Source organism: Bradyrhizobium sp. SZCCHNRI2009 (assembly GCF_032485115.1).
GTDB lineage: Bacteria > Pseudomonadota > Alphaproteobacteria > Rhizobiales > Xanthobacteraceae > Bradyrhizobium.
The window spans coordinates 1,251,479-1,276,888 of sequence record NZ_JAUEUH010000001.1 but is presented as its reverse complement, the minus strand read 5'-3'; the positions used below and the strand labels follow the sequence as shown (position 1 = coordinate 1,276,888).

Genomic DNA, 25,410 nt, shown 5'->3' with positions numbered 1-25,410 from the left:
CCCCGCCGAACGTATCCACGAGCCGTGGTGAAGACGACTGTTACTTCGCCTTGCACGCCAGAGGTCGCGGGTTCGACTCCCGCCCGGTGTCCTGCCGGTAGCTCAGAGGTCAGAGCGCTGTCCGGTCTCTCAGCGACCGGGTCTCAGTCGTCGCCTGTTCCCGGCTCGTGGTCCATCTCAACCGGTGACCCTCATCGAACAGGCGGTCACGTCGTTACGGCGCAGCTACCTGCTGCGCCGCCTTCTTCCACGCGCCGTGGTGAAGAGTGCTGATACTTCGATTGCGGATCGAGAGGTCGTGGGTTCGACTCCCATCCGGCGTTCCATGCGCCGGTAGCTCAGCGGCAGAGCACTATCCGCTCCATGCCAGTGGAGCGGAACTCAGCATTCGCCCGTTCCCGGCGCGCGGTCCCCTGCCGCGCATGGTCTCCGAGACGAGATCATGCGTGACGGCCGGTGCTCCGGCCATTCCATCCATCATCAACCCAGAGAGGAGGCCATCATGGTCAGGCTCAACAAGTTCCTGCGCGCCTTCACCCATGAGGGCGCGCCGTCCCGGCAGCTCGCGCCCGAGCAGGCGCTGCAGCGCACGCTGATGAGCTGCCTGCTGTGGGAGGACCAGTTCTACGAGGACGGGATCGCGATCGCCGAGCGCATCAAGGCGCTGGTGCCGCTGGTCGAGCCGCGCGAGGTGGCTCAGCTCGCGGTCCGTGCACGCGAGGAGATGAAGCTGCGGCATGCGCCGCTGCTCGTCGCCCGCGAGATGGCGCGGCTGCCCACGCACCGTGCGCTGGTCGCCGAGACGCTGTCGCGCATCATCCAGCGGCCGGACGAGATGACCGAGCTGCTGGCGATCTACTGGGCGGATTCTCTGGGTCCGCAGCAGCAGCGCAAGCGGCAGCCGGTCTCGGCGCAGGTCAAGAAGGGGCTGGCGAAGGCGTTCGCCAAGTTCGACGCCTATCAGCTCGCGAAGTATGACCGCGAGGGACCTGTGCGGCTTCGCGACGTGCTGTTCCTGGTGCACGCTCGGCCCAGGGACGCCGCGCAGGAGGCGGTGTGGAAGCAGTTCGCCGATGGCGGGCTGCCGTCACCCGACACCTGGGAGGTCGCGCTCTCGGCCGGTGCGGACAAGCGCGCGAGCTTCGAGCGGCTGCTCTCAGAGAAGCGGCTCGGAGCGCTGGCGTTGCTGCGCAACCTGCGCCTGATGCAACAGGCCGGGGTGTCGCGGTCGATTATCGCGGCCGCGATCGAGACGATGCGGACGGACAGGATCCTGCCGTATCGGTTCATCACGGCGGCCCGGCACGCGCCGGACTTCGAGCCCGAGCTCGAGGCCGCGATGCTCCGGTCGATCAAGGGCTACGCGCGGCTTCCGGGCCGCACGCGGCTGCTGATCGACGTCTCCGGCTCGATGTTCGCATCGCTGTCGGCGAAGTCGGAGATGACGCGCGCGGACGCGGCGTGCGGGCTGGCGATCCTGGCCCGCGAGGTCTGCGACGAGGTGGAGATCTTCACGTTCAGCGACAAGGTCGTGAAGGTGCCGCCGCGGCGTGGCTTTGCGCTGCGCGACGCGATCCTCGGATCGCAGCCGCATTCCGGGACCTATCTCGGGCGTGCGGTGGGCGAGGTCGACCGCAAGGGAGACCGCCTGATCGTCTTCACCGACGAGCAGAGTCACGATGCGGTGCCGGCGCCCAAGGCGCGCGGGACCATGGTCAACGTGGCGTCGTACCAGCACGGGGTCGGCTACGGACCCTGGACGCGGGTCGACGGCTTCTCCGAGGCCGTGATCGCCTGGATCGCGGCGCATGAGGAGACTCTGCGCGGCGCGACCCTGCACTGACGACAACGGACCCGGACGCGTCACAGACGCGCCCGGGTCTTCCGTTAATCAGGCACATTCGGCGCCGACTTGCGCTGCCTGCTTCAAGGCGTCTGCTTCAGCAGCGGCGCCACGGTTTCGATCTCGTCGGTCATGACGCCGCCGGTAAAGTTCTTGGGCAACCTGGCGATGTCGTCCGGTGTGTCCAGCCCGGCCGAGAAGGCCTCACCACTATAGGAGCCGACGACGAAGACGCTGCTTTCGGCGCGCGTCATGCGCGCGAGGAATCGGTCCGGCCAGCCCCACAGCCACGGCGCGACATTGATCGGGACCAGCACCATCATGTTGTGGCACGCGGACGGCACCAGGCCGGTCCAGCCATAACCGAGATAACGGACCAGGCAGCTCTTCAGCATGCCGCGCGACATGACCTTGAGATCCGGCAGAGACGCCCTGAGCGTCGCGATCGGCGCGTCGCCGCCATAGACCGTCAGTCGCGCCCGTCGCGCGCCAGGCAAGCGCGCCAGAGCATCCGCCAGCAGTCGGCCTTCCGCCGGATCATTGCTCTTGACGTTGATCAGGAAAGCCTTGTCCGGAAAGGCTGCGAGCACCTCGTCCAGCGACGGCATCAGGCCGACGCCCTTGCCGCGGAATGGAAAGGTGCGGCCGCCATCGGAGGTGTAGCCATAACCGATATCGAGCTGCCGCAACGCCGTCATCGCATGCTCGCGCGTGACGCCCTTGCCATCGGTGCGACAGTCGAGCGTCCAGTCATGGAACACCGCGAACTGGCCATCGGTGGTTGGGTGCACGTCGAATTCCACGATATCGGCGCCGGCCAGAAAGCTGGCGTGCATCGAGGCGATGGTGTTCTCGAGATACTCATGCGTCGGCGGCAGCATCCGCGCCGCGGTGCAGGTTTCGCTCGTCAGGCCGGTGCGATCGAACTGCTGTGACAAACCGCGATGAGCCAGGAGATGCAGCCGCCCAGCCTCCTTTGTCACCTGCAGATTGGCGTTGTTGAAGAACATGAAGCCGGCGCAGATCAGCACCAGCAGCCCGGCGATTTTCAGGACTCTGCTCATGCGATGTCAATTCCATGACGATTCGAGCCGAATTGCGTCCCTGCCCTCGTTCTGCGCAAGAGCCGTCTTGCGGAGATGGTGCACCTTTTGTCCAACGCTCCCAGCGCCGATGCGAAAGCGAATGCGAGAACGGCCACCGCCAAACTTTGGCTTCGAAGCACTGGATCGCTGTTCCTTCATCCGGTATCTGACCTCATGTTTCTGTCCATCGCCACCACCCATCAGCCTGCCACCGATCTCGGCTACCTGCTCAACAAGCATCCGGAGCGGCTGCACGAGCTCGAGCTCACCTTTGGCAAGGCGCTGATCTTCTATCCCGAGGCCAGCGAGAGCCGCTGCGAGGGGGCGCTGGTGCTCGACGTCGACCCGATCGGCCTCGTCCGCGGCAAAGGCCAAAGCGACGGGCTGCTCGACCAATATGTCAACGACAGGCCCTATGCCGCGTCGTCGTTCCTGTCGGTCGCGCTGAACAAGGCGTTCCGGACCGCGATGAACGGCGTCAGCAGCGCGCGCCAGGAGCTCGCCGACAGCGCCATTGCACTCGAAGCGGTTGTGACACCCCTGCCCCTGCGCGGCGGCGAAGCCGTGCTGCGGCATTTGTTCGAGCCGCTCGGCTGGCAGGTCGATCTCACCGCGATCCCGGGACCGCAAGGCGATCCGTCGAGCCGCTACGTCCGGCTCACCTTGCGCGGCACCGCGCGGCTCAGCGCGCTCCTCAATCATCTCTACGTGCTGATCCCCGTCATGGACGACGCCAAGCATTATTGGGTCGGCGACGAGGAGATCGACAAGCTGCTCAAACGCGGCGAAGGCTGGCTCGACGCCCACCCCGCCAAGGAGCTGATCGTGCGCCGCTATCTGCGCCATCGCGGCGTGCTCGCGCGCGCGGCGCTGGCCCGGCTCGCGCCGGAGACGCAGGACGAGGCCATCGAGCCCGAGGCGCGCAGCGAGTCAGAAGAGACACTGGAGGCGCCGACCCGCCTCAACGACCTGCGCATGGCCGCCGTGGTCGAGGCGTTGCGGGCGAGCGGCGCCAAAATTGTCGCCGACCTCGGGTGCGGCGAAGGCAGGCTGCTGCAGCTCCTGGTCCGCGAGCGCTGGGTCGACAGGCTGATCGGGCTCGATCCCGCCGTCCGCGAGCTGGAGCGCGCGGCCAAGCGGCTGAAGCTGGGCGCGCCCGGCGCGCCGCCCGAGGGTCGCGTCATGCTGTTGCACGGTTCGCTCACCTATCGCGATGAGCGCTGGGCCGAGGCCGATGCGGCGGCACTGGTCGAGGTGATCGAGCACCTCGATCCCGACCGACTGCCGATGCTCGAGCGCGTGGTGTTCGGCGCAGCGCGGCCGCGCGCGGTGATCGTTACCACGCCGAACGCCGAATACAACGCACTGTTTCCGAGCCTGCCCGCCGGGCAGTTCCGCCACCGCGACCATCGCTTCGAATGGTCGCGCGCCGAGTTTGCCGACTGGGCGCAGCGGATCTGCGCAACCTTCAACTATCAGGCCGCCTTCTCCGGCATCGGCCATCACGACGAGAGCCATGGCGCGCCGACGCAAATGGCCGTCTTCACCCGCTGAGCAATTCCATGAACATCGACATCCCCGATTTCGCGCTGATCGTGCTGATCGGCTCGACCGGCTCCGGCAAGTCGACCTTTGCTGCGAAGCATTTCCTGCCGACCGAGGTGATCTCCTCGGATCATTGCCGCGCGCTCGTCGCCGACGACGAGACCGACCAGGGCGTCTCCGCCGACGCGTTCGACATCGTCCGCGAGATCGCCGGCAAGCGGCTGAAGCACCGCCGGCTCGCGGTGATCGACGCCACCAATGTGCGCCCCGCCGACCGCAAGGGCTGGGTCGAGCTGGCGCGAAAATGGCATGCGCTGCCGGTCGCGATCGTGTTCGATCCCGGCATCGACGTCTGCATCGACAGAAACAAGTCGCGGCCTGAGCGCAGCTTCGGCGGCCCGGTCGTGCAGCGCATGGTCTCGGAGGTCCGCCGTGGCTTCGGTGGCCTGCAGCGCGAAGGCTTTCGTCAGGTGTGGAAGCTCGACAGCGTCGCGCGCATCGAGGCCGCCACCATCGCGCGGCAGCCGCTGTGGACCGACAAGCGGCACGACACCGGGCCGTTCGACATCATCGGTGACGTCCATGGCTGCGCTGATGAGTTGCAGGCGCTGCTGGCGAAGCTCGGCTATCAGGTCAGATGGCGCGATGACGACGGCCGGCGCGCCGTCAGCGTCACGCCGCCCGCAGGCCGCAAGCTCGTGTTCGTCGGCGATCTCGTCGACCGCGGCCCGCAATCGCCGGACGTGCTGCGCATCGTCATGGGCATGGTCTCGGCAGGCACTGCCTATGCCGTGCAGGGCAACCATGACCGCAAGTTCGGACGCTGGCTCGCCGGTCGCAAGGTCACGATCGCGCACGGCCTGCAGGCCACGATCGACCAGCTCACCGGCGAGGATCGAAGCTTCCGGGACAGCCTGCCCGGCTTCCTCGACGGCCTGCGCAGCCATGTCTGGCTCGATGGCGGCCGGCTCGCGGTGGCGCATGCCGGGCTGAAGGAGGAGATGATCGGCCGCGGCTCCGGCGCGGTGCGCGAGTTCGCGCTGTATGGCGAAACCACCGGCGAGATCGACGAGTTCGGCCTTCCCGTGCGCGCCGACTGGGCCGCGAACTATCGCGGACCGACCACCGTGGTCTACGGTCACACGCCCGTGCTCAATGCCGAATGGGTCAACAACACGCTGTGCATCGACACCGGTTGCGTGTTCGGCGGCCGGCTGACGGCGCTGCGCTGGCCGGAGCGTGAGCTCGTCGAGGTCGAGGCTGAGCGCGTCTGGTGCGAGCCGGTGCGTCCGCTCGCGCCTCGCGCCGGCAGCGCCTCCGCGCAGGCCGAGGCGGATCAGCTGCTCGATATCGATGACGTGAGCGGCCGCCGATGGATCGACACCAGGCTGCGCGGCCGCATGGTCGTGGCTGAGGAGAACGCGGCCGCTGCGCTGGAGGTGATGAGCCGTTTCGCGCTCGCGCCGCAATGGCTGGTCTATCTGCCACCGACCATGTCGCCATCGGAGACCAGCGCGCGCGACGGCTGGCTGGAGCGCCCCGAGGAGGCGTTCGCGCATTTCCGCGCCCGCGGCGTCGAGCAGGTGGTGTGCGAGGAGAAGCACATGGGCTCGCGCGCCGTCATCGCGCTGTGCAGGAGCGCCGATATCGCCGGGGCCCGCTTCGGCGTCGCGGGCGGCGAGAGCGGCGCGATCTGGACCCGCACCGGCCGCGCGTTCTTCGACGATCCCGCAATGAGCGAGGCGCTGCTGGCACGGCTGCGCGATGCTGTCGACAGCGCCGGCCTCTGGCAGGAGCTGCAATCCGGCTGGCTGCTGCTCGACGCCGAGATCATGCCGTGGTCGGCGAAGGCCGGCAGCCTGATCGAGAGTCAGTACGCGCCGGTCGCGGCGTCATCGGTTGCAGGGCTCGAAGCGGCGGCAGACGCGTTGGCGCGCGCCGCCGCGCGCGGTCTTGATGTCGCGGCACTCGGCGATCACCTCCGCGATCGGGTGACGCGGGCGCGGCGATATGGCGAGGCATGGGCACCCTATGTCTGGCCGGTCCGCGGCATCGACGATCTCAAGGTCGCGCCGTTTCACCTGCTCGCCAGCGAGGGCCAGGTCTGGTTCGATCAGGACCATGTCTGGCACATGACGCTCGCCGATCGGCTGGCCGCCGCGTCAGCATCCGTGGTCACCCGCACGCAGTGGCGCACCGTGGCTCTGGCTGACGAAACGGCCATCGCCAACGCCATCGCATGGTGGGAGCAACTCACGGCCGGCGGCGGCGAAGGCATGGTGGTGAAGCCCAAGAACTTCGTCGCGCGCGGACCGAAGGGTCTGATCCAGCCGGCGCTGAAAGTGCGCGGCCCAGAATATTTGCGCATCATCTACGGCCCGGAATATGATGCGCCGGAGCACATCGCCCGGCTGCGCCAGCGCAAGCTCGACGGCAAGCGCAACCTCGCTTTGCGCGAGTTCGCGCTCGGCCATGAGGCGCTGACCCGCTTCGTCGCCCGCGAGCCGCTGCGCCGCGTGCACGAATGCGTGTTCGCGGTGCTGGCGCTGGAGAGCGAGCCGATCGATCCGCGGCTGTGAGCCGCTCAAGAACCAACAAGGCCGATCTTCTGCGATGTACAAGCCGATCTTGCGTGATTGGATATGGGCCGACGGACGCGGACCAGAGCTGCGACGAGGGCACTTTTTTGGCCATGGATTGAACTAGATCGCCCTCGATTATCTGAACCCGGACTGGGCTGCCGAAGACGATATGCGACACTTGATTCTTCACAAGGCTCAAGTGCACCAAGTCACGCCAGAGGAAGTCCATGACTATTCCCGCGAATAGTCAGTTGGGGGCCCGCGATCGATCAAGCCGCCGTGGTGGACCTGGGAAAGTCGGACTGGCTGCTGAGCTTCGCCCAGCGGCATCTGGCCCGCTGCCGACATTTTCGCATCATGTTCTATGACGAATATGTCGACGTCATCTGCGAGAGTATCACAGCCGCCCATGGTGCCTACGCTCCGGGTTGCGGCACCCAGTGACGGGCGCTCTCAAGCCAAAACGTGACTTTGAGCAACCGAGTTGCGGAAGGAAGCCATGGGGTCGTTCATCACCAACCTGCACATTCGTGACGTCGCACCTCACGCGGTCATCGAGGCGCTCAAGTCTCTCCGCGTCGTTCCGGCCTATGTGCGTGGCTCGCCCGCCGATGCCTGGACCAGCATTTTCCCCCAAGCCGCGTTTCAAGATGAAGCGGGCCTGCGCGATGACCTCACCCTGGTCCGCACTGTCCATGCCAGACAGCTTCGAGTTCCCCATCCAGCGACGCACCAGACCAGCCCCACGCGGCCATGGACTCCCCCTTCGGCTTGATCCTGCGCAACGAACGGACGCACGACACACGCCACCGTGCCTACACCGCTCCCCAAGGAGGCTTGAATGAGGACGTCCGTGCAACTCGCCATTGTCATCGCCGCCACCGTGGCCATGCCCGCTTTCGCTCAGGGAACCGGGCCGGTGGCAACGCAATGCGCCGCTGACATCCAGAGCTTCTGCTCCGGCAAGCAGCACGGCGCAGGCCAGGTTCGCGCCTGCCTCGAGAGCAACCGCGAGAAAGTCTCGGCGGATTGCCGCCAGGCCCTCGACAGACACTACGGGACCCGGCCGAGGCAAATGCCCAAGACGCTGAGTATGCGCATCGGCTGGCCTGGCCCCGTTCCGGGTGCAAGCCAGCCGGCAACTTTCACAGCGATCGGGCCAGGCCCGGGCAAGATTGTCTGCGCCGAGACGATGCGATCTTCGGCGCCAAACGCAGAAGGTCGGCACCCGCCTGATCCCATGGTGACAATGAATCAGTCCGCGGCCGTGGCCGCGACCTCAGGGCAGCGCACCGCCGGCGGGAAAAGGCGCGCGGCGAAACACTCGTTTCAACAGCCCCTGCAATGCGATCGCGGTTCGCACGCCTGGTCCACGAAAATTTCGCTTTTGTTTTTCCGAATTCTGTGAAATACTCCGCCCGTCCCGCCTCGCCATGAGGGGCGCTTCGCGATCGTCACGAACGTGGAGGCGGGATGCGATGGGCGCAGCTCTGCCGCAGCATGGCCTTGCCGTGCGGACGAACGGCAGGATGCGCCGGCGAAATCGTGTGGTCCTGGCCTCCCGATGCCGAGGTCAAGCCGGCTGAGATGATGATCGGCCGGCGACGGGGGCAACAAAGCCCGGTCCCCGAGGAGAGCACGTATCAGCCGGAAAACCGTTGCGCAGGGAAGGCCGGGATCGTCCGGCTGAGCCTGTGGTTCCTGCCCCGTGCACTTCTTCACGCACGGGGGCCGCGGGTATCAGCGGATACCCGGCCTTCCCTGCGCCCTCTGTTCAAAGAGGGACAGCGTACGATCATCACCCGGGCGCGCAACGTGCCGCGGGATCGCGATGACATGCTGTTTGACATTCACATCAGAACGCCACGCGCATGACCCCTGCGCGAGAGCGTCACTTGCCGTCGTCGAGATGGACCAGCACCGCCGCATTGGCGATGATGATGGCGTCGCTGCCGGCCTCGGCCGCAATCTCCAGCCCGCCTTTGACCGCGGTCACGGTCACCGTGCCATAGGGCAGCTCCTTGGCCACTGCAGCGGTGTCGACAGCCTCCGGGTTCGGCACGCCGATGGTGACGTCCACGAACATGTCCTGCGGCGTCTTGCCGACCATGCGGAAGAAGCCGAGGCTGGAATGGCGGATCGCGTCCGACACCGCGCGCTTGGCCGCCTTGGTGGCGTCGCGGCCGTGGACGTCGACGCCCATGCCCATCTCGGTGATACAGCGGACGCGCGCCATGTCGTGTTTCCCTCGGTTGCTTGCCTCGTATGCCATGCGACCTTAGCCAACGGCGCGGCCGACGCAACCCGGGTGGACACCAGCGCCCCCGCCGCAGAAAATGGTCATCTGATGCCGACATATATCGTGCAAGATGATGCGCTGGACGAACCCGAGAACAAGGTCTTCGAATGATGTTCCTCCCCGTCTTTCCCGTGAAGGCGATCCATCGGCCGGATCCGGCAGGCATGGCTGACCACGAGGAACATTGAAGGAGAACGCCAATGGGTTTTTCACACACGCTGGGCGGCACGCGCTACCGGTTCGACGACCTCAGAACCTTGCTTGCGAAGGCAACGCCGTTGCGCTCGGGCGACGTGCTGGCGGGCCTCGCCGCGGAGGATTCCGCCGAACGCGTGGCGGCACGGATGGCGCTCGCCGAGCTGCCGCTGCGCCATTTCCTCAACGAGGCCGTCATCCCCTACGAGACCGACGAGGTCACGCGGCTGATCGTCGACCAGCATGACGGCAAGGCGTTCGCTCCCGTCGCAAGCCTCACGGTCGGCGACTTCCGCGAATGGCTGCTGTCGGATGCGGCCGACGCAGATGCACTCAGCGGCGTATCGCCAGGGCTGACGCCGGAGATGGTTGCTGCGGTCTGCAAGATCATGCGGCTGCAGGACCTGGTGACGGTCGCGGCGAAATGCGAGGTCGTGACGCGCTTCCGCTGCACCATCGGCCTGCCGGGCCGGATGTCGACACGGCTGCAGCCCAACCATCCGCTCGACGATCCCAAGGGCGTCGCGGCCTCGATCCTCGACGGGCTGATGTACGGCGTCGGCGACGCGACGATCGGCATCAACCCGGCGAGCGACGACGTCGAGACGATGGTGCGGCTGCTCGACTTGATCGAGACCTTGCGGCTTGCCTCGCATGCACCGATCCAGTCCTGCGTGCTGGCCCATGTTACGACCGCGCTGAAGGCGATCGAGCGCCGCGCGCCGGTCGATCTCGTGTTCCAGTCGCTGGCCGGCAGCGAGGAGGCCAATCGCGGCTTCGGCATCACGCTGTCGCTGCTCGACGAGGCGCTCGCCGCGGCCGAAGGCCTGCAGCGCTGCCCCGTCGGGGGCAACGTGATGTATTTCGAGACCGGACAGGGCAGCGAGCTCTCCTCCGGCGGCCATTGCGGGGTCGACCAGCAGACCTTGGAGGCACGCTGCTACGCGGTCGCGCGGCGCTATCGGCCGCTGCTCGTGAACACCGTGGTCGGATTCATCGGTCCGGAATATCTCTACGACGGAAAGCAGATCATACGCGCGGGCCTGGAGGATCATTTCTGCGGCAAGCTGCTGGGGCTGCCGATGGGCTGCGACGTCTGCTACACCAACCACGCAGAAGCCGACCAGGACGACATGGATGCGCTGCTGACCCTGCTTGGCGTCGCCGGCTGCACCTACATCATGGGTGTGCCGGGCGCTGACGACATCATGCTGAACTATCAAAGCACCTCGTTCCATGACGCGCTCTATGTGCGCAAGGTGCTCGGCAAGCGCGCGGCGCCGGAGTTCGAGACCTGGCTCGCGGCCACCGGCCTCAGCGATGCCGGAGGCGAGCTGCGCTTCGAGCCGGCGCGGCTGATGCCGGCGCTGCCGCTGCTGGAGGCCAAGTGATGGGCGGCTCCGACAAGAGCGACTCGCCGGCAACGTCGTCATCGGACGATTGGCGCTGGCTGTCACGCTATACCGAAGCGCGGATCGCGTTGGGACGCTGCGGTCCTGGCCTGCCGACATCGGCACATCTCGCCTTCCAGGCTGCCCACGCCGAAGCGCGCGATGCCGTGCTGAAGCCGTTCGACGCCGAGCGCTTTGCCGCCGAGGCGACCGCGCATGGCTGGCCGGCCCTTGCCGTGCACAGCCGCGCTGCCGATCGCGCGACCTATTTGCAGCGCCCCGACGCAGGCCGCCTGCTCTCGCCCGCGTCGGAAGCGGTGCTGTCGGAGCCACGCGCGCCGGCCGACATCGTGCTGGTGGTCGCCGATGGCCTGAGCAGCCGCGCGGTGCAGGTCAACGCCCTGCCCGTGCTCGATGCGCTGATGCCGCGCCTGGCTGCAACCGGCCGACGGCTGTCGCCGGTGATCGTTGCTTCGCAGGGCCGCGTCGCGCTCGCCGATCATGTTGGCGAGCTGTTCGGCGCGTCGGCCTCGATCATCCTGATCGGCGAGCGCCCGGGCCTGAGCGCGGCCGATTCCCTTGGCCTCTATCTCACCTGGATGCCGCGCCGGGGCCGCGTCGATGCCGAACGCAACTGCATCTCCAACGTCCGCCAGGGCGGCCTCGCACCGGCGGATGCGGCGAGCCAGGCGGCCGAACTGATCCAGCGCATGTTCCTCCACCAGGCCGCCGGCGTCAGCCTCGCCCGGCTGCCGCAGCTGCCGGCGCCGGATGGAGATGGCGCGTCATGATGCCGGCGCAGTCCGAAACATCACACCGCGCAATAGCGGTCCTGGATATCCTTGTCGGCCAGCAGCGCCGCGGCGCTGCTCTCATGCACGACCTCGCCCTGGTCGATGATGACGGCGCGATCGGCGAGCCGCAGCGCCCATTCGACGTTCTGCTCGACCAACAGCAGCGTCTTGCCCTGGTCGCGCAATCGCCGGAACAGCACGCCCATCTCTTCGACGAGCACCGGCATGATGCCTTCGGACGGCTCGTCGAGCAGAACCATGCGCGGCCGCGCGATCAAGGCCCGCGCGATCGCCAGCATCTGCTGCTCGCCACCCGACAGCGTGACGCCCTCCTGATCCAGCCGCTCGTTCAATCGTGGAAAGGTCTCCGCAACCTCGGCGAACGCCGCGCGCTCCTCGATATCGGCGCTGGCGGCGACCAGCCCAAGCCGCAGGTTCTCGCGCACCGACAGGCCCGGCACGATGCGGCGCTCCTCCGGAACATAAGCGAGCCCGAGATGAAAGCGCTTGTGGGCCGCAAGCGGCAGCAGATCATGGCCGGCAAAGCGCACGCGCCCCGCGGCCCGGGGCATCAGCCCCATGACGGTGCGCAATGTCGTGGTCTTGCCGGCGCCGTTGCGGCCGACGAGCGCGACCACCTCGCCCTCGCTCACGCGCAGCGAGATGCCGTGCAGGACGTGGCTGGCGCCATACCAGGCCTGGAGGCCGTCGAGCTCGAGCAACGCGGTCTCAGCCATAGCCTTCACTCTGTCCCAGATAGACCCGGCGCACGTCGGGGTTGGATCGGATGTCCTCAGGACGACCGTCGGCGAGCAGCCGGCCGTGATGCAGCACCAGCACCCGCTGGCTCAGGCCGAGCACCATCTTCATCTTGTGCTCGACCAGCAGCACCGTGCGCTTCTGCGCCAGCCGCTCCAGCAGCGCCACCATCTCCTTGGTCTCTTCCGGCCCCATGCCCGCGGTCGGCTCATCGAGCAGCAGAAGCTCCGGTTCGGAGACCAGCGCAATGGCGATCTCCAGCGCGCGCTGCTGGCCGTGGGCGAGATACTTCGCGAGCTCGCCACGCCTGCCGATCAGGCCGACCGCCATCAGGGCCGCATCGGCGCGTTCGCCGAGTTCGGCAAGATCGGCGCGCTTGCGCCAGATGTCGTAGCTTACCCGCATCGCCTGGGCGGCGACTCGGACATTCTCGTGCACCGACAAGTCGGGAAAGATGTTGGTGATCTGGTACGAGCGCGAGATGCCCTGATGCACGAAGCGATGCTGTGGCAGGCCGTTCAGCTCGCGGCCCTTGAACCGCAGGGTGCCGCTGCTCGGCGACAGCGTGCCGGAGAGAATGTTGAAGAAGGTGCTCTTGCCTGCCCCGTTCGGGCCGATGATCGAGGTCAGCTCACCGGCCGCGAACGCGACTGAGATGCCTTCGAGCGCGACGAAGCCGCCGAAGCGACGGCCGATCCCGTCCGCGCGCAACAACTCGGTGCTCATCGGCGTTGCCTCGCGATCGGCAGCACATCGAGGAACGTGCCCCAGATGCCCTTGTGCAGGAACAGCACGAACACGACGAAGATGGCGCCGACCACGATCTGCCAGTGCGGCGTCCACAATGACACGACGTCCTCCAGGATCAGGAAGACCGCGGCCCCGACGAACGGCCCGAAGAAGCTGCGTGCGCCACCGAGCAGCACCATCATCACGATCATGCCGGAGGTCTGATAGTGCAGGATGTCGAGCGGAACGATGGATAAATGCAGAGCTGACATGCAGCCGCCGACGGCGGAGATGGCGCCCGACAGCATGAACACGATCAGCTTGCAGCGCTCGACGTCGTAGCCGCAGGCCCGCGCGCGCTGCTCGTTCTCGCGGATCGCCTCGATGACCGCGCCGAATGGCGAGTTGAGGATGCGCGACTGCACCCAGATCGCGATCGCCGCGAGCACCATCAGCACGTAATATTTGTTCACCGGATCGAGGAAGTTGATCTGCGCGCCGAACAGACCGATGTGGTCGACCGTGAAGCCGCGCAGCCCGTTCTCGCCGCCGGTGAAGGAGGAGGCCTGCAGCGCCACGTAGTAGACGAGTTGCGCCAGCGCGAGCGTGACCATGGAGAAATAGATGCCGCGGGTGCGCGTCGAGATCGTTCCGATGAATGCGGCGAGCGCCATGCTCGCCGCGATCGCCAGCGGCACCGCGGCAAACCACGGCAGGCCCCAGCGGCCGATGGCGATGCCGGTCAGATACGCGCCGGTGCCGAAGAAGGCGGCGTGGCCGAACGACAGCAGCCCGGTGTAGCCGAACAGGAGGTTGTAGCCCATCACCACGACGCCGTAGATCAGGACGTTCACGGCGAGCGCCTTCGACGGCAGCAGCCAGGGCAGCAGCGCCAGCGCGACCAGCGAGACCAGCACGCGGTGATCCGCGAGAAGCGCGAAGAGGCGCTGCGCCTGAGGAAGCGGCGGTGCTTCGCCGGTCGAATGCACCGTCATCACGCTCTCCCCTTGAGGCCGAACAGACCCTGTGGCCGGATCAGCAGGACCGCGGCCATGAGCGCGAACATCACGATCGTCGCCATCTCGGGCGCAAACAGCGCGACCATGCTGATGCAGATGCCGACCATCAGCCCCGCGACCACGGCGCCGACGATCGAGCCGAGGCCGCCGATCACGGTGACGACGAAGGCCTCCGCCAGCACCAGCGTTCCCATCTCGGGATTGACGCTGCGCATGGGTCCCGCCAGCACCCCACCGAGCGCGGCAAGGCCGACGCCGAGGCCGAAGATCGCGAGCCACACCTTGCCGATGTCGACCCCGAGCACCCGCATGATCAGGGGATCACGGGCGCCGGCCCGCACGATCAGGCCGACCCGGGTCTTCTCCAGCATCAGCCAGAGCACCAGCAGCACGACGGCGACCAGCGCGATCACGAACAGACGATATTTGGGGAAGAAGCCGACGCCGAGATCGACGACGCCGATCAATTGGGACGGTGTCGGAAACGGAATACCGTCGCTGCCGAACACGATGCGCACCCCCTCGACCAAGATGTAGCTGAGACCGAAGGTGAGCAGCAATGGATCATCGATCGACCGGCCATACAGGCGCCGGACCAGGACGAGTTCGATCAGCATGCCGAACGCGCCGACCAGAATTGGGGCGAGCAGCAAGCCCCACCAGAAGCTGCCGGTCAGCGATGCCAGATACAGACCGGCATAGGCCCCGATCATGAACAGCGCCCCATGGGCGAAATTGACCACGCCGAGCATGCCGAACACGATGGTCAGGCCGAGCGCAGTGATGACCAGCACCGCCCCAAGGGCGATGCCGGAAAACAGCTGCATGATGATCAGCGAGAGGTCCATGCGATCAGGATTAGGTGGCGTGGCCGAGTTCGCCGCAGCTGCGCAGCATCTCGTCCGCCCCGGGATCGCTGGCCACGATCGCGAACAGGTCGTTCTCGCTCGCCATCGCCGACTTCTTCTTGGATTCCAGCACAAGCACCGACTGCACCGACTGGTGGTCGCATTTGCGGTAATGCTGCGGGCCCTTGGTCAGATCGTATTGCAGCCCCTCCAGCACCGCGATGACCTTATCGGTGTCGGTGCCACCGGCGGCCTGCATCGCCTGCAGCAGCGAGCCGACGCCGGAGTAGCCATAGGCGCCGTAGTCGGTCGGGATCGCGCCGCCATTGGCGGCCCGGAACGCCTTGTTGAACTCGGCCGCGGTCTTGTTCTGTGTCTCAAGACCCCAATAATAGTTGGCGCCGCCGACGACGCCCTCGAACACGTCGGGCCCGACGGCGAGGCGCTGATTGTGTAGGATCACCGGCACCACGATCTTCATCTGCTGCTTGATGCCGAAATCCACCGCCTGCTTGATCGCGTTGGCCTGGTCGCGGCCGAAATTGCTGATGCACAGCACGTCCGGCCGCAGCGACATCAGCCGCGGCATGAAGGTCGAATAGTCGGCTGCACCGAACGGATGCAGGATCTCGCCGACGCTCTCGGCACCGATCGCCGTCTGCGCCCGCTTGAAGCCGCGCAGCATCTCATGGCCATAGGCATAGTCGGCCACGAGATGGGCGACCTTCATGCCCTTCTTGATGGTCTGGCGGGCCACGGCCGCCGTGGTCATGTGCGGGTTCAGCGCCTCGTGGAAGGTGTATTTGCTGAAATCCTTGACCTCGTTGATGGTGTCGGACTGGCTGATCGACACGTAGATCACGCCGCGAGCGCGCGTCACCTCGTTGACGGCAAGCTGGACGGCGCTGGAGAGCGCGCCGACGATAGCGTGCACCTTGTCCTTCTCGATCAGCTCGAGCGTCCGCGTCGCCGCCTCGCCGGCGTTGAGCTTGTCGTCGCGCACAAGCAGTTCGACCTTGCGGCCGGCGACGCCGCCTTTGTCGTTGACCAGCTTGACGGCGAGTTCGGCGCACTTGACCTGGTCACGCGCCTCGGCGGCGAACGGACCGGTCAGCGGCGTCGGAAAGCCGATGCGGATGGTGTCATCGGCGGCACGCCCCAGGCGCGGCATCGCGAGCGTGGCGACACCTGCCGACATCCCCATCAGCGCCGTGCGGCGGGATATTCCTGCGCGTCGCAACTTCGTCTCGTAGACTTGCATGATGTCCTCCCTCACCTTGTTTTCTTAGTATCGATTGAGCGTCTTGAGCACGCGCGCTGGCGTGATCGGAATGGTGTTGATGGAGGCGCCGAAGGGCATCAGCGCATCATTGACCGCATTCAGCACACAGGCCGACGCGGCCGCGGTGCCGGCCTCGCCGCAGCCCTTTGCGCCGAGAATGGTGTCCGCCGTCGGCGTCTCGACGTGATCGATGGTAATGTCTGGCATCTCCATCGCCATCGGCAGCAGATAGTCGGCCAGCGATCCGTTGAGCAATTGGCCGGTCTCACTGTAACGGCATTCCTCGAACAGCGCAGCGCCAAGACCCTGTACGACACCGCCGCGCAACTGCTCGTCGACCAGCATCGGATTGATGATGCGGCCGCAATCCTCGACGACATGGTGCTTCAGCAGCTTGATGAAGCCGGTTTCGACATCGACTTCAAGGTAGCTGCCCTGGATGCCATTAGTGAAGGCAAAGGGGTAGCCCTGCGGCGCGAAATGATGGCTGACCGTCAGTTGCGCCTGAGTGCCCGGTGGCAAGGTGTCGGACCGGAAATAGGCGATGCGCGCGATCTCAGCGACCGGCAGACGCGGCTGCCCCGTCGCGACACTGACGATCTGGCCATCGATGACGTCGAGCGCAGCAGGCTGCTCCTGCAGCACCAGCGCGGCGATCTCCAGAATGTTCGCCTTGAGCTTTCGCGCGGCCTGCAGCGCCGTCTCGCCGCCGATGCCTGCACCGCGGCAGGCCCAGGTCGCACCACCATGCGGCGTGACCTCGGTATCGCCGGTGATGATCTTGACACGCTCCTGGGCGAGACCAAGCTGGTCGGCGACGATCTGGCTGATGATCGCCTCGGTGCCCTGGCCCTGCTCGGTCACGGAGATCGCACAGCGCACCTCGCCCGACGGCGTCAGGCTGACGGTCGCGCCATCCTGCGAGGAAATGCGCGCGCCGCCGACGCCGTAGAACGCAGGGCTCGGGTTGGTGATCTCGACGAAGGTCGCAATGCCGATGCCGCGATAGATGCCGCGCCGACGCAGCTCGGCCTGCTCGGCGCGGAGCGCGTCATAGTCCATGATCCCGCGCAGCCGCCGCAGGCAGACTTCGTGCGACAGCGCCTCGAACCTGTAGCCGGTCGGCGATGCCGTCGGATAGGCGCTGTCGACAATCACGTTCCTGGCGCGCATCGCGAATGGATCGAGCCCGACGCGGGCAGCAGCGAGATCCACCATGCGCTCGGTGACCGCGCAGGCGATGGGATGTCCAACCGCGCGATACTGGCTGGTCTGCACCTTGTTCTGGAACACGACCTCGAGCGCGGCGCGGTAGGATTTGAAATCATACGGCGCACCGATCAGGCGGATGACCTGATTGCCTTCGACGACGCTGGTGCGCGGATAGGTCGAGAACGCGCCGATCGCCGTGGCATCGTGGACGTCCATGGCAAGGATCTTGCCGTCGGCGTCGACGGCCATGCGCGCGCGGACGTGGTGATCGCGGGCATGAATATCCGACACGAAGGACTCGATGCGATCGGCGACGTATTTGACCGGGCGCCCGAGCAGGATCGACAGCCCGACAACCGCCATGTCCTCGTGGTAGACATGCAGCTTCATGCCGAACGACCCGCCGATATCGGGCGCGATCACGCGCACGCTGGCTTCCGGGATGCCGTAGTGGCGAGCGTACAGATCCTGGAACTGGTAGGGCGTCTGCGTGGCGTGGTGCACCGTCAGCGCGCCGCTCTCGGAATCATAGTCCGCGACGATGGCCCGCGGCTCGAGCGTGACCGGGGTATGACGGCCGAAGCTGAATTCTTCCTCGATCACATGCGCGGCCGACGCGAAGGCCTCATCGACGCGGCCGCTGTCGAGCTGCGTGCGGAAACAGATGTTGGACGCCGCAACCGGATTGACCAGCGGCATCCCCGGCCGACGCGCGGCGTCGAGATCGACCACCGCCGGCAGCTCCTCGTAGTCGACCGAGATCAGCTCCAGCGCATCCTCCGCGATCGCCCTGCTCTCGGCGACCACGGCAATCACGGCCTGCCCAGCCCAGACGACGCGATCCAATGGCAACGGCAGCTGCGGCTCGGACATCATGCCCTTGAAATGATCGAGCGTCCCGGTCCACGGTGTGCAGATCTTCGCCAGATCGGCGCCGGTCGCAACCAGATGCACGCCCGCAAGCGCCCGCGCCGCATCGACCTCGATGCCGGTGATCCGTGCATGAGCATACGGGGTGCGCAGGAAGGCGGCATACAGCATGCGCGGCAGGCGAATGTCGGTCACATAGCGCCCGCGTCCGGCGAGCAGCCGCTTCGCATTCGGTCGCGGCACGGAGCGGCCGATATAGGAATTCGGGCGGTCCAGCGACGTCAGCGGCGGGCTCATGGCGACGAGCCCTCCGCGCCCTGCGATGCCGTTGCTGCCCGTGCCGCGGCGACCGCGGCGATGGCGTCGACGATCGCTTCATATCCGGTGCAGCGGCAGAAATTGCCCGAGAGCGCGTCGCGAATGGTCTCGCGACTCGGCCGTGCCACGTGGGTCAGCAGCTCATGAGCGGTGATCAGCATGCCCGGCGTGCAGAACCCGCATTGCAGCGCATTGCGCCGATGAAACTCGGCTTGCAGGTCGGCGATCACGCCGCTCTCCGAGAGCCCCTCGATCGTATCGATCCGCGCGCCATCGGCCTGCACGGCGAACATCAGGCAGCCATGCACGGCAGCGCCGTCGAGCTGAACCAGGCAGGCGCCGCAGGCCCCCATCTCGCAACCGGCATGCGTGCCGGTCAGCTCGAGCTGCTGGCGAAGACAATCCACCAGCGTGTCGCGAGGCGCGACGTCACACGCCACCTTGCGGCCGTTGACGATGAGGCGAATGCGGACCTGCTCCTCGGTCTCGATGTCGACCGGCGGGCTCATGCGGCTTCTCCGATCCGTCCCAGCAGCCGGCCGAGCAGAACGCGCGCCAGATGCAGACGCATCGCCGCCGGAACATCGTCGCTGTCAGCGGGCGCGAGATCGGCGTCGAGCGCCGCCTGCGCCGCCGCAATCCGTGCAGCATCGATCCGGTTGCCGGTGAGCGCTGTCTCCGCATGCCTCGCACGGGTCGGGACGTCGCCGACCGAAAAGAATGAAATGCCTATGCGCTCGATCAGATCGCCCTGGCAGGTCGCGAGCAGGCCGCAACCGACCAGTGCATAGTCGCCGCGCCGGCGGGCCAGCTCATCGAACGCAATGCGCTGGCCGGCTTGGAAGAGAGGAACATGAACCGCGACGAGGATCTCGCCGGGCGCGATCGCCGTCTCGAAAAGATCGATGAAGAAGTCATCGGCTTTGACGCGGCGCCGGCCGGACGCGCCGGCAATCTCAATCTCGGCGTCGAGCGCCAACACCATCGCCGGAAACTCGGAGGCTGGGTCGGCCAGCGCGACACTGCCGCCAAAGGTCCCGCGATTGCGGATGGCAGGATGCGCAACGAACGGCGCTGCGGCGCGCAACAGCGGCGCAAACTCAGCGATCAGCGGATCGGTCAGCATCTCGCAGTGCCGGGTCAAGGCGCCGATCCGCAACCATTCGCCGTCCCGCGTGATGCCGCGCAGCTCTGCAATGTGGTTGATATCGATCAGAATTCGCGGGGCCTGAAGACGCAACGCCAGTGCCGGAACCAGACTCTGCCCCCCAGCAATGAAGCGCACATCGTCGCCCGCGCCCGCATGAGCTTCGAGCGCCTCGCCGATCGTGTGTGCACGAAAATAGCTGAAAGCCCTCGCTTTCATCCGTTTCCTCACCGCCAGGGCTCGCCAGCCCGGATTCCCAAATTTGTGACCATCTGGTCTCAAAAGAGTTGCACGCAGCGGCACCGCGGTCAACCAGAAACGAACGATTGGTCACAAATCAGCTTTCGGCTATCAAGCAGGCTGTCGCCGCAATCGATAGAGACCATGGCTAGGACCCCGAAGACAGCGAGCGCTGAGACAACAGGCCGAGTTGATGGACGCCCGCGCAGGTCCGAGAACCGTCCTCAGGCGAGGCGCCGCAACATGCGCGCAGCCGACCGCGAGCGCGTGATCGTGGATGAAGCGATCCGCTTTTTCGCCGAGCGCGGCTTCGAAGGCCAGACGCGAGAGCTCGCCAAGCGCATGGGCATCGCGCATTCGGTGATCTACCGGCACTTCCCCAGCAAGGAAGCCCTGATCGAGCGCGTCTATCAGGAGGTCTATCTCAGCCGCTGGTCGCAGGACTGGGGCCCGCTGGTCCGCGATCGCAGCCTTCCACTCAAGGCGCGACTGACCGGCTTCTATCTCGACTACGTGGCACGCGTGTTCGAATACAACTGGGTGCGGATCTTCGTGTTCTCCGGCATGAAGTCGTTCGGCATCACCGGCCGCTATCTCGACCTCGTCCGGCACGAGATCATCGAGCCTGCCGCGATCGAGCTGCGGCATGAACTGCAGCTGCCAGACGCCGCCACCTGCCCTCTCGGCAGCCGCGAGACGGAGATGTTCTGGGGACTGCACGGACGCATCTTCTATCTCGCGATCCGAAAGTTCATCTACGAGACACCGGTTCCATCAGATCTCGAGCAGACCGTGCGTGATGCGATCGACCTCTTCATGGACGGCGCCAAGCTGGCGCTCCCTCGGCTCCTGCGCGACGATCAGGCCGGACCAGCACGATGATCCGGCCCGTCGTCGATGACCGTCACGCCGTCCGGCCGCGCCCGCCCTTGATCTTCGCGGCGACGAGATAGGACAGCGGCATCGCGACGACGAATCCGACCAGCGCCGCCAACGGCAGGTCCTTCATTGGACTCGCAACCAGCCCCTGCACCGTCAACAATGCCGTCACCGCGCTGCCTGCAAGCACGGTGCCCAGCATGACCCAGATGAGAATTGCGACCTTGAACATCTGTCTTTCTCCGTCAGTAGGAAAGCTTCCGATCCCTTGACGCGAGAATGCTCTGCCTGCGGCTTCGAGCCGGCATTGATTTGGAACAACCGGACTCAGCAATCGAGGGAGGAGCGACCGGTCCTCCCTCGATCAATCCCGATGAGCCGACAGAATGTCGCCGACGCCTTACAGTCGGCGATCGAACGACGCTGCTCTATCGTGTCCCCGGAACGAAGTGATCGCGCTTGCTGACCGACGTCCCGGTCGCCGGATCCGTGATCTTGATCTCGATGTCGACCGGCGCGGAAGGCAGGTCGGCCCCCTTGGCCTCGATCGACATGCGGATCTCGCGGGTCTGATCCTGGCCGACGTCGATCACCATACGACCGTCCTGCTCGCGCGTCTCGCCGGCCACCGTCACCTTGGCGTTCGGAAGCCCCACGACGTCCAGCACGAAGTCGCGCGGCCCGCGCTTGTTGAGCAGACGGACCGTGTAGTCGTTGCGGACGCCGCCATCCGACAACTGCACGAACAGCGGGTTACGTTCATGCAGCACGTTGATGCCCATCGTGCCGCGCGTCACCAGCGAGTACAGCATGATCCCGCCGACGATCGCGATGAAGGTCGCATAGATGATCGTGCGCGGTCGGATGATCCGGTAGATCTCGGGCTTGCCTTCCTTGCGGCGCTGGACGTTGATGTCGGTGTCGTAACCGATGAGGCCCGTCGGACGGCCGATCTGGGTCATCACGCTGTCGCAGGCATCGATGCACAGGCTGCACTGGATGCAGCCGAGCTGGATGCCGTGGCGGATGTCGACGCCGGTCGGGCAGACGTTGACGCATTGATGGCAGTCGATGCAATCCCCGGCGGGTGCGCCCTGCAGCCGTGCGGCTTCCGCCTTCTTGACCGACATGCGCGGCTCGCCGCGGTCGCCCTTGTAGGTGACGTTGAGCGCCCACTCGTCGGTCAGCGCCGCCTGGATGCGCGGCCACGGGCACATGTAGATGCAGACCTGCTCGCGAGCGTGGCCGGCGAACACATAGGTCGTCGCCGTCAGGATGCCGATCCAGAGATAGGCGGTGAACGGCGCCTGGAAGGTGGCGAGGTCCTTCACCAGGGTCGGCGCATCGTCGAAATACAGCACCCAGGCGCCACCGGTCCACCAGCCGATCATGATCCAGAGGAAATGCTTCAGCGCGGCCTGGCGGATGTGGGTGAAGGTCCAGCCGCGCTTGTCGCTGAGCATGCGCTCACGGCGGTCGCCCTCGGCCCAGCGCTCGACGGCGTAGAACAGGTCGGTCCACACCGTCTGCGGACAGAGATAGCCGCACCACAGCCGGCCGGCGACCGCGTTCATCAGGAACAGGGCGACCGCCGCGATGATGAGCAGGCCGGTGAAGTAGTAGACCTCCTGCGGCCACAGCTCGATGAAGAAGAAGTAGAACCGGCGATGCGGGAAATCGACCAGCACCGCCTGGTTCGGCATGCCGGGTCCGCGATCCCAGCGGACGAAGGGCAGCAGGTAGTAGATGCCGAGCGTGATGCACAGGATCGTCCACTTGATGCGCCGGAAGCGGCCGTGCACGGCCGCCGGATAGACCTTGTCGCGCGCCTTGTAGAGCGGCCCGACGATATAGGTTTCGTCCGAGTCAGCCATGATATCCCCGCTTCATCTTGCCGTCCTTCCGACCGATTCAGGAGAACGCGTTGCCGCTTTTGAGCCCCAGCTTCTTGAAGACGATCGCCGCCGGGCAGAAGCCCGTGAACGAGGCCTGGATCATGTTCACGCCCGCAAAGGCCGCCAGCAAGAACCAGTAGGGACTGACGTACCAGCCCAGCGTCAGGCTGAGCAGGACGACGACGCCCGCGAAGGTGAGAACTGCTTTGTCGACGTTCATGACATACTCCTTCATGGTTGCATTTGAGCGTAATCAAGCAAGTGCCGGCCCGGCCGTACGGCTACTGCCGCAAGCCGGACAGTGTCCAGGCGACGATTCGTTGCGAGTCCATCGCACCCGAGATTCGCGCCAGCTCCCGCCCCTGCTGCAGCAGCAGCATGGTCGGAATTCCGGAGATGCCGAGCCGCGCCGACACCTCCGGCGCCTCGTCCGAGTTCAGCTTCAGAAGCTGCACACGCGGCTCCAGCTCTTGCGCAGCGCGCGCGAACATCGGCGCCATCGCGCGGCACGGGCCGCACCATGGCGCCCAGACGTCGACGAGCAGCGGCAGACTGCTATGCGCGACATGGCGTTCGAACGCGGCCTGGTCGACCTCGATCGGATGGCCGCTGAACAGCGGCGTATGACACTTGCCGCATTTCCCCTGCGTCGGCGCCCGGTCCGCGGGCAGACGGTTGATCTGCCCGCAATGGCCGCACACGATCTGCAAACCGTTGCTCATGTGCCGGTCCTGACTTCCTTGATCTTGGCGATGTTGAGCCGGTCGAGCAGGAACTTTTCGTAGAACGGCTCGGGCGTCCCGCGCCTCATCTTGCGCAGGAAGTACTTCTCGAAGGCGACCTTGGCATAGTGCACCCACTCTCCCTTCGACGACCAGTTGACGTTGCGCGGCGGGATCTGCGGCTGGGCCAGGAAGGCGACGCCGGAATCGCCGAAATCGGCAAGACAGATCGCGTTCCAGGTCGGCTCGGCCTTTGGCTCCTGGCCGCGCAGCAGCGCCCCGATGTTCAAGGCCGTCGCCGTCACCATCGATTCGATCATGAAGCCGGTCTTGGGCACGCCGACCGGCACCGGCGTCGGCCCGATCGGCGGAATCGCAACGCAGACGCCGATGGCAAACACGTTGGGGAAGGTCGGATTACGCTGATGCTTGTCCACGACGACGAAGCCGCGGGGATTGGTGAGCTTGTCGATGCCGCGGACGGCTCCCACGCCGCGAAAGGCGGGCAGCATCATCGAATAGGCAAACGGTAGCTCGTGCGTCTTGCGGACGGTGCCGTCGTCGGCGACCTCCTCCACGAACATGCGGCCATCCTCGACCTTGGTGACGCGCGCGCTGGTGATCCACTTGATGTGCTTTTCGCGCATCTCGCTTTCCAGCAGACCCTTGGTGTCGCCGACGCCGTCGAGGCCGAGATGGCCGATATAGGGCTCGGAGGTCACGAAGGTCATCGGCACCTGATCGCGCATCTTGCGCCGGCGCAGCTCGGTTTCCAGGATGAACAGGAATTCGTAAGCGGGGCCGAAGCATGAAGCGCCCTGTACCGCACCGACGATCACCGGCCCGGGTTTCTCGGCGAGCCTGTCAAAGGCCGCCTTGGCATGAGCGGCGTGGTCGACGTGGCACACGGATTGCGTATGCCCATCGGGTCCAAGCCCCGGGATTTCGTCGAAGGCGAGTTCGGGACCGGTGGCGACGACGAGATAATCGTATGCCACCATGCCGCCGTCCGTCAGCTCGACCTGGTTCTCGGCCGGATGCACGCGCTTGGCGCCCTGCGTCAGCAGCCGGATGCCCTTGCGCTGCATGACGTCGACCAGATCGATCTCGATCTCGTCGCGCTTGCGCCAGCCCACGGCCACCCAGGGGTTGGATGGCACGAAATGATAGGAGGAGCCCTGCGAGACGACGGTCACGCGATCCTCCTTCCTCAGTTGCGGCAACATTTCATAAGCCATCAGCGAGCCGCTCAGCCCCGCCCCGATCACCACGATTTCCGCCATTGGGATCCTCCATCCGCACTTGATTCATTCTTGCTTCATGTCACCGCGGCGCCGCCGCCGGCCTTGACTATATATTCGAATATCTGTATATACGCAACTATGAAAATTAACGCTGACATCATGGAGGCGGCGGCGGACCAGGCCAGCGACCTGCTGAAGGCGCTGTCGAACCGCCATCGCCTCCTGATCATCTGCCAGCTGGTCGACGACGAGCGGTCGGTCGGAGAACTCGCCGAGTTTCTCGGCCTGCGCGATTCGACCGTGTCGCAGCACCTGGCGCTCCTGCGCAAGGACGGCCTGGTCACCGCCAGGCGCGAGGGGCAGACGATCTACTATTCGATCACAAGCGATCCGGCCCGCGAGGTCCTCAAGACGCTCTATCAGGTGTACTGCGGGCCGAGACCGTCACCGAGACTATAAGGATGCCGGACCGGCATCTTGACCGATATCAAACGGGAACTCCCATCCAGGTG

The 25,410-nt window shown here is 65.9% G+C and carries 25 protein-coding genes and 1 tRNA gene; 11 read left to right on the top strand and 15 right to left on the bottom strand.

The features are described from left to right. Window positions 1-251: 251 nt before the first annotated feature. Both QX041_RS05745 and QX041_RS05740 read left to right on the top strand, forming a co-directional pair. Window positions 252-326 (top strand) — tRNA-OTHER (locus QX041_RS05745). A 176-nt stretch (window positions 327-502) separates the two neighbouring features. Then, a complete protein-coding gene (locus QX041_RS05740) occupies window positions 503-1,843 on the top strand; it encodes a TROVE domain-containing protein (RefSeq protein WP_316164664.1) in 1,341 nt (446 codons plus the stop codon). A gap of 83 nt (window positions 1,844-1,926) precedes the next feature. Here QX041_RS05740 and QX041_RS05735 read toward each other — a convergent pair whose 3' ends face one another. Next, entirely contained in the window at window positions 1,927-2,907 is a 981-nt protein-coding gene (locus tag QX041_RS05735) for a glycerophosphodiester phosphodiesterase family protein (protein ID WP_316164663.1), read from the bottom strand. Between the two features lie 195 nt (window positions 2,908-3,102). Between QX041_RS05735 and QX041_RS05730 the strand changes: the two genes are divergently transcribed. From QX041_RS05730 to QX041_RS05710, 5 genes are all read left to right on the top strand, one after another. Continuing rightward, window positions 3,103-4,482 (top strand): 3' terminal RNA ribose 2'-O-methyltransferase Hen1, encoded by a 1,380-nt coding sequence (locus QX041_RS05730; protein WP_316164662.1) that lies wholly within the window; start codon window positions 3,103-3,105, stop codon window positions 4,480-4,482. Between the two features lie 8 nt (window positions 4,483-4,490). Further along, the gene (locus QX041_RS05725) at window positions 4,491-7,052 is read left to right on the top strand and encodes a polynucleotide kinase-phosphatase (protein WP_316164661.1); all 2,562 of its coding nucleotides are present in this window, start codon (window positions 4,491-4,493) and stop codon (window positions 7,050-7,052) included. A gap of 282 nt (window positions 7,053-7,334) precedes the next feature. Further along, window positions 7,335-7,499: a hypothetical protein gene (locus QX041_RS05720; RefSeq protein WP_316164660.1), complete on the top strand. Its 165-nt coding sequence runs from the start codon at window positions 7,335-7,337 to the stop codon at window positions 7,497-7,499. A gap of 55 nt (window positions 7,500-7,554) precedes the next feature. Next, on the top strand, window positions 7,555-7,830 hold the full coding sequence (locus tag QX041_RS05715; RefSeq protein ID WP_315749876.1) for a hypothetical protein: 276 nt from the start codon (window positions 7,555-7,557) through the stop codon (window positions 7,828-7,830). A gap of 66 nt (window positions 7,831-7,896) precedes the next feature. Then, window positions 7,897-8,463: a cysteine rich repeat-containing protein gene (locus QX041_RS05710; RefSeq protein ID WP_316164659.1), complete on the top strand. Its 567-nt coding sequence runs from the start codon at window positions 7,897-7,899 to the stop codon at window positions 8,461-8,463. A gap of 483 nt (window positions 8,464-8,946) precedes the next feature. Here QX041_RS05710 and QX041_RS05705 read toward each other — a convergent pair whose 3' ends face one another. Beyond that, window positions 8,947-9,291 carry a Lin0512 family protein gene (locus tag QX041_RS05705; RefSeq protein WP_315712523.1) on the bottom strand — a complete coding sequence of 115 codons (345 nt, stop codon included), beginning with the start codon at window positions 9,289-9,291 and terminating at the stop codon, window positions 8,947-8,949. A 263-nt stretch (window positions 9,292-9,554) separates the two neighbouring features. On the opposite strand from QX041_RS05705, the gene QX041_RS05700 reads away from it, so the two are divergent. Next, the gene (locus QX041_RS05700; RefSeq protein ID WP_316164658.1) at window positions 9,555-10,940 is read left to right on the top strand and encodes an ethanolamine ammonia-lyase subunit EutB; all 1,386 of its coding nucleotides are present in this window, start codon (window positions 9,555-9,557) and stop codon (window positions 10,938-10,940) included. Further along, window positions 10,940-11,731 carry an ethanolamine ammonia-lyase subunit EutC gene (gene eutC, locus QX041_RS05695; protein WP_316164657.1) on the top strand — a complete coding sequence of 264 codons (792 nt, stop codon included), beginning with the start codon at window positions 10,940-10,942 and terminating at the stop codon, window positions 11,729-11,731. The genes QX041_RS05700 and eutC overlap by 1 nt, the downstream gene beginning before the upstream one ends. A gap of 20 nt (window positions 11,732-11,751) precedes the next feature. On the opposite strand, the gene QX041_RS05690 is transcribed toward eutC, so the two are convergent. Genes QX041_RS05690 through QX041_RS05655 form a run of 8 tightly spaced genes read right to left on the bottom strand, consistent with a single transcriptional unit; the run spans window position 11,752 to window position 20,137 of the window. After that, window positions 11,752-12,471 (bottom strand): ABC transporter ATP-binding protein, encoded by a 720-nt coding sequence (locus QX041_RS05690; RefSeq protein ID WP_315712527.1) that lies wholly within the window; start codon window positions 12,469-12,471, stop codon window positions 11,752-11,754. After that, window positions 12,464-13,219, bottom strand: coding sequence for an ABC transporter ATP-binding protein (locus tag QX041_RS05685; RefSeq protein ID WP_316164656.1), 756 nt, complete (start codon window positions 13,217-13,219; stop codon window positions 12,464-12,466). The genes QX041_RS05690 and QX041_RS05685 overlap by 8 nt, the downstream gene beginning before the upstream one ends. Continuing rightward, entirely contained in the window at window positions 13,216-14,217 is a 1,002-nt protein-coding gene (locus QX041_RS05680; RefSeq protein ID WP_316164655.1) for a branched-chain amino acid ABC transporter permease, read from the bottom strand. The genes QX041_RS05685 and QX041_RS05680 overlap by 4 nt, the downstream gene beginning before the upstream one ends. Continuing rightward, window positions 14,217-15,089 (bottom strand): branched-chain amino acid ABC transporter permease, encoded by an 873-nt coding sequence (locus QX041_RS05675; protein ID WP_315712531.1) that lies wholly within the window; start codon window positions 15,087-15,089, stop codon window positions 14,217-14,219. The genes QX041_RS05680 and QX041_RS05675 overlap by 1 nt, the downstream gene beginning before the upstream one ends. A 10-nt stretch (window positions 15,090-15,099) precedes the next feature. Continuing rightward, window positions 15,100-16,350, bottom strand: a complete 1,251-nt coding sequence (locus QX041_RS05670; protein ID WP_315712532.1) for an ABC transporter substrate-binding protein — start codon at window positions 16,348-16,350, stop codon at window positions 15,100-15,102. Window positions 16,351-16,374: 24 nt separating this feature from the next. Continuing rightward, window positions 16,375-18,750 (bottom strand): xanthine dehydrogenase family protein molybdopterin-binding subunit, encoded by a 2,376-nt coding sequence (locus QX041_RS05665; RefSeq protein ID WP_316164654.1) that lies wholly within the window; start codon window positions 18,748-18,750, stop codon window positions 16,375-16,377. Next, window positions 18,747-19,280: a (2Fe-2S)-binding protein gene (locus QX041_RS05660; protein ID WP_316164653.1), complete on the bottom strand. Its 534-nt coding sequence runs from the start codon at window positions 19,278-19,280 to the stop codon at window positions 18,747-18,749. Before QX041_RS05660 ends, QX041_RS05665 begins: the two co-directional genes overlap by 4 nt. Next, entirely contained in the window at window positions 19,277-20,137 is an 861-nt protein-coding gene (locus QX041_RS05655) for a xanthine dehydrogenase family protein subunit M (protein WP_315712652.1), read from the bottom strand. Before QX041_RS05655 ends, QX041_RS05660 begins: the two co-directional genes overlap by 4 nt. A 264-nt stretch (window positions 20,138-20,401) precedes the next feature. Here QX041_RS05655 and QX041_RS05650 point away from each other — a divergent pair, with 264 nt between their 5' ends. After that, entirely contained in the window at window positions 20,402-21,040 is a 639-nt protein-coding gene (locus tag QX041_RS05650) for a helix-turn-helix domain-containing protein (protein WP_315712535.1), read from the top strand. 22 nt (window positions 21,041-21,062) lie between these two features. Here QX041_RS05650 and QX041_RS05645 read toward each other — a convergent pair whose 3' ends face one another. The 5 genes from QX041_RS05645 to QX041_RS05625 form a co-directional block, all read right to left on the bottom strand. Further along, complete coding sequence (locus tag QX041_RS05645; protein WP_315712536.1) at window positions 21,063-21,269, bottom strand: hypothetical protein; 207 nt, start codon at window positions 21,267-21,269, stop codon at window positions 21,063-21,065. 196 nt (window positions 21,270-21,465) lie between these two features. Continuing rightward, window positions 21,466-22,911, bottom strand: a complete 1,446-nt coding sequence (gene ccoG, locus QX041_RS05640) for a cytochrome c oxidase accessory protein CcoG (protein ID WP_315712537.1) — start codon at window positions 22,909-22,911, stop codon at window positions 21,466-21,468. Window positions 22,912-22,948: 37 nt separating this feature from the next. Beyond that, window positions 22,949-23,152: a DUF2892 domain-containing protein gene (locus tag QX041_RS05635; RefSeq protein WP_315827454.1), complete on the bottom strand. Its 204-nt coding sequence runs from the start codon at window positions 23,150-23,152 to the stop codon at window positions 22,949-22,951. Window positions 23,153-23,213: 61 nt separating this feature from the next. Beyond that, complete coding sequence (trxC, locus tag QX041_RS05630; protein ID WP_315712540.1) at window positions 23,214-23,654, bottom strand: thioredoxin TrxC; 441 nt, start codon at window positions 23,652-23,654, stop codon at window positions 23,214-23,216. After that, the gene (locus tag QX041_RS05625) at window positions 23,651-24,937 is read right to left on the bottom strand and encodes an FAD/NAD(P)-binding oxidoreductase (RefSeq protein ID WP_315712541.1); all 1,287 of its coding nucleotides are present in this window, start codon (window positions 24,935-24,937) and stop codon (window positions 23,651-23,653) included. Before QX041_RS05625 ends, trxC begins: the two co-directional genes overlap by 4 nt. 120 nt (window positions 24,938-25,057) lie before the next feature. Here QX041_RS05625 and QX041_RS05620 point away from each other — a divergent pair, with 120 nt between their 5' ends. Continuing rightward, on the top strand, window positions 25,058-25,357 hold the full coding sequence (locus QX041_RS05620) for a metalloregulator ArsR/SmtB family transcription factor (RefSeq protein WP_315827472.1): 300 nt from the start codon (window positions 25,058-25,060) through the stop codon (window positions 25,355-25,357). The last annotated feature ends 53 nt before the right edge of the window (window positions 25,358-25,410 follow it).

Excerpts from the sequence above, each read along its gene's own strand:
- QX041_RS05740 (WP_316164664.1), top strand. The coding sequence starts at position 503 with ATGGTCAGGCTCAACAAGTTCCTGCGCGCCTTCACCCATGAGGGCGCG.
- QX041_RS05735 (WP_316164663.1), bottom strand. The coding sequence starts at position 2,907 with ATGAGCAGAGTCCTGAAAATCGCCGGGCTGCTGGTGCTGATCTGCGCC.
- QX041_RS05730 (WP_316164662.1), top strand. The coding sequence starts at position 3,103 with ATGTTTCTGTCCATCGCCACCACCCATCAGCCTGCCACCGATCTCGGC.
- QX041_RS05725 (WP_316164661.1), top strand. The coding sequence starts at position 4,491 with ATGAACATCGACATCCCCGATTTCGCGCTGATCGTGCTGATCGGCTCG.
- QX041_RS05715 (WP_315749876.1), top strand. The coding sequence starts at position 7,555 with ATGGGGTCGTTCATCACCAACCTGCACATTCGTGACGTCGCACCTCAC.
- QX041_RS05710 (WP_316164659.1), top strand. The coding sequence starts at position 7,897 with ATGAGGACGTCCGTGCAACTCGCCATTGTCATCGCCGCCACCGTGGCC.
- QX041_RS05705 (WP_315712523.1), bottom strand. The coding sequence starts at position 9,291 with ATGGCGCGCGTCCGCTGTATCACCGAGATGGGCATGGGCGTCGACGTC.
- QX041_RS05700 (WP_316164658.1), top strand. The coding sequence starts at position 9,555 with ATGGGTTTTTCACACACGCTGGGCGGCACGCGCTACCGGTTCGACGAC.
- eutC (WP_316164657.1), top strand. The coding sequence starts at position 10,940 with ATGGGCGGCTCCGACAAGAGCGACTCGCCGGCAACGTCGTCATCGGAC.
- QX041_RS05690 (WP_315712527.1), bottom strand. The coding sequence starts at position 12,471 with ATGGCTGAGACCGCGTTGCTCGAGCTCGACGGCCTCCAGGCCTGGTAT.
- QX041_RS05685 (WP_316164656.1), bottom strand. The coding sequence starts at position 13,219 with ATGAGCACCGAGTTGTTGCGCGCGGACGGGATCGGCCGTCGCTTCGGC.
- QX041_RS05680 (WP_316164655.1), bottom strand. The coding sequence starts at position 14,217 with ATGACGGTGCATTCGACCGGCGAAGCACCGCCGCTTCCTCAGGCGCAG.
- QX041_RS05675 (WP_315712531.1), bottom strand. The coding sequence starts at position 15,089 with ATGGACCTCTCGCTGATCATCATGCAGCTGTTTTCCGGCATCGCCCTT.
- QX041_RS05670 (WP_315712532.1), bottom strand. The coding sequence starts at position 16,350 with ATGCAAGTCTACGAGACGAAGTTGCGACGCGCAGGAATATCCCGCCGC.
- QX041_RS05665 (WP_316164654.1), bottom strand. The coding sequence starts at position 18,750 with ATGAGCCCGCCGCTGACGTCGCTGGACCGCCCGAATTCCTATATCGGC.
- QX041_RS05660 (WP_316164653.1), bottom strand. The coding sequence starts at position 19,280 with ATGAGCCCGCCGGTCGACATCGAGACCGAGGAGCAGGTCCGCATTCGC.
- QX041_RS05655 (WP_315712652.1), bottom strand. The coding sequence starts at position 20,137 with ATGAAAGCGAGGGCTTTCAGCTATTTTCGTGCACACACGATCGGCGAG.
- QX041_RS05650 (WP_315712535.1), top strand. The coding sequence starts at position 20,402 with ATGCGCGCAGCCGACCGCGAGCGCGTGATCGTGGATGAAGCGATCCGC.
- QX041_RS05645 (WP_315712536.1), bottom strand. The coding sequence starts at position 21,269 with ATGTTCAAGGTCGCAATTCTCATCTGGGTCATGCTGGGCACCGTGCTT.
- ccoG (WP_315712537.1), bottom strand. The coding sequence starts at position 22,911 with ATGGCTGACTCGGACGAAACCTATATCGTCGGGCCGCTCTACAAGGCG.
- QX041_RS05635 (WP_315827454.1), bottom strand. The coding sequence starts at position 23,152 with ATGAACGTCGACAAAGCAGTTCTCACCTTCGCGGGCGTCGTCGTCCTG.
- trxC (WP_315712540.1), bottom strand. The coding sequence starts at position 23,654 with ATGAGCAACGGTTTGCAGATCGTGTGCGGCCATTGCGGGCAGATCAAC.
- QX041_RS05625 (WP_315712541.1), bottom strand. The coding sequence starts at position 24,937 with ATGGCGGAAATCGTGGTGATCGGGGCGGGGCTGAGCGGCTCGCTGATG.
- QX041_RS05620 (WP_315827472.1), top strand. The coding sequence starts at position 25,058 with ATGGAGGCGGCGGCGGACCAGGCCAGCGACCTGCTGAAGGCGCTGTCG.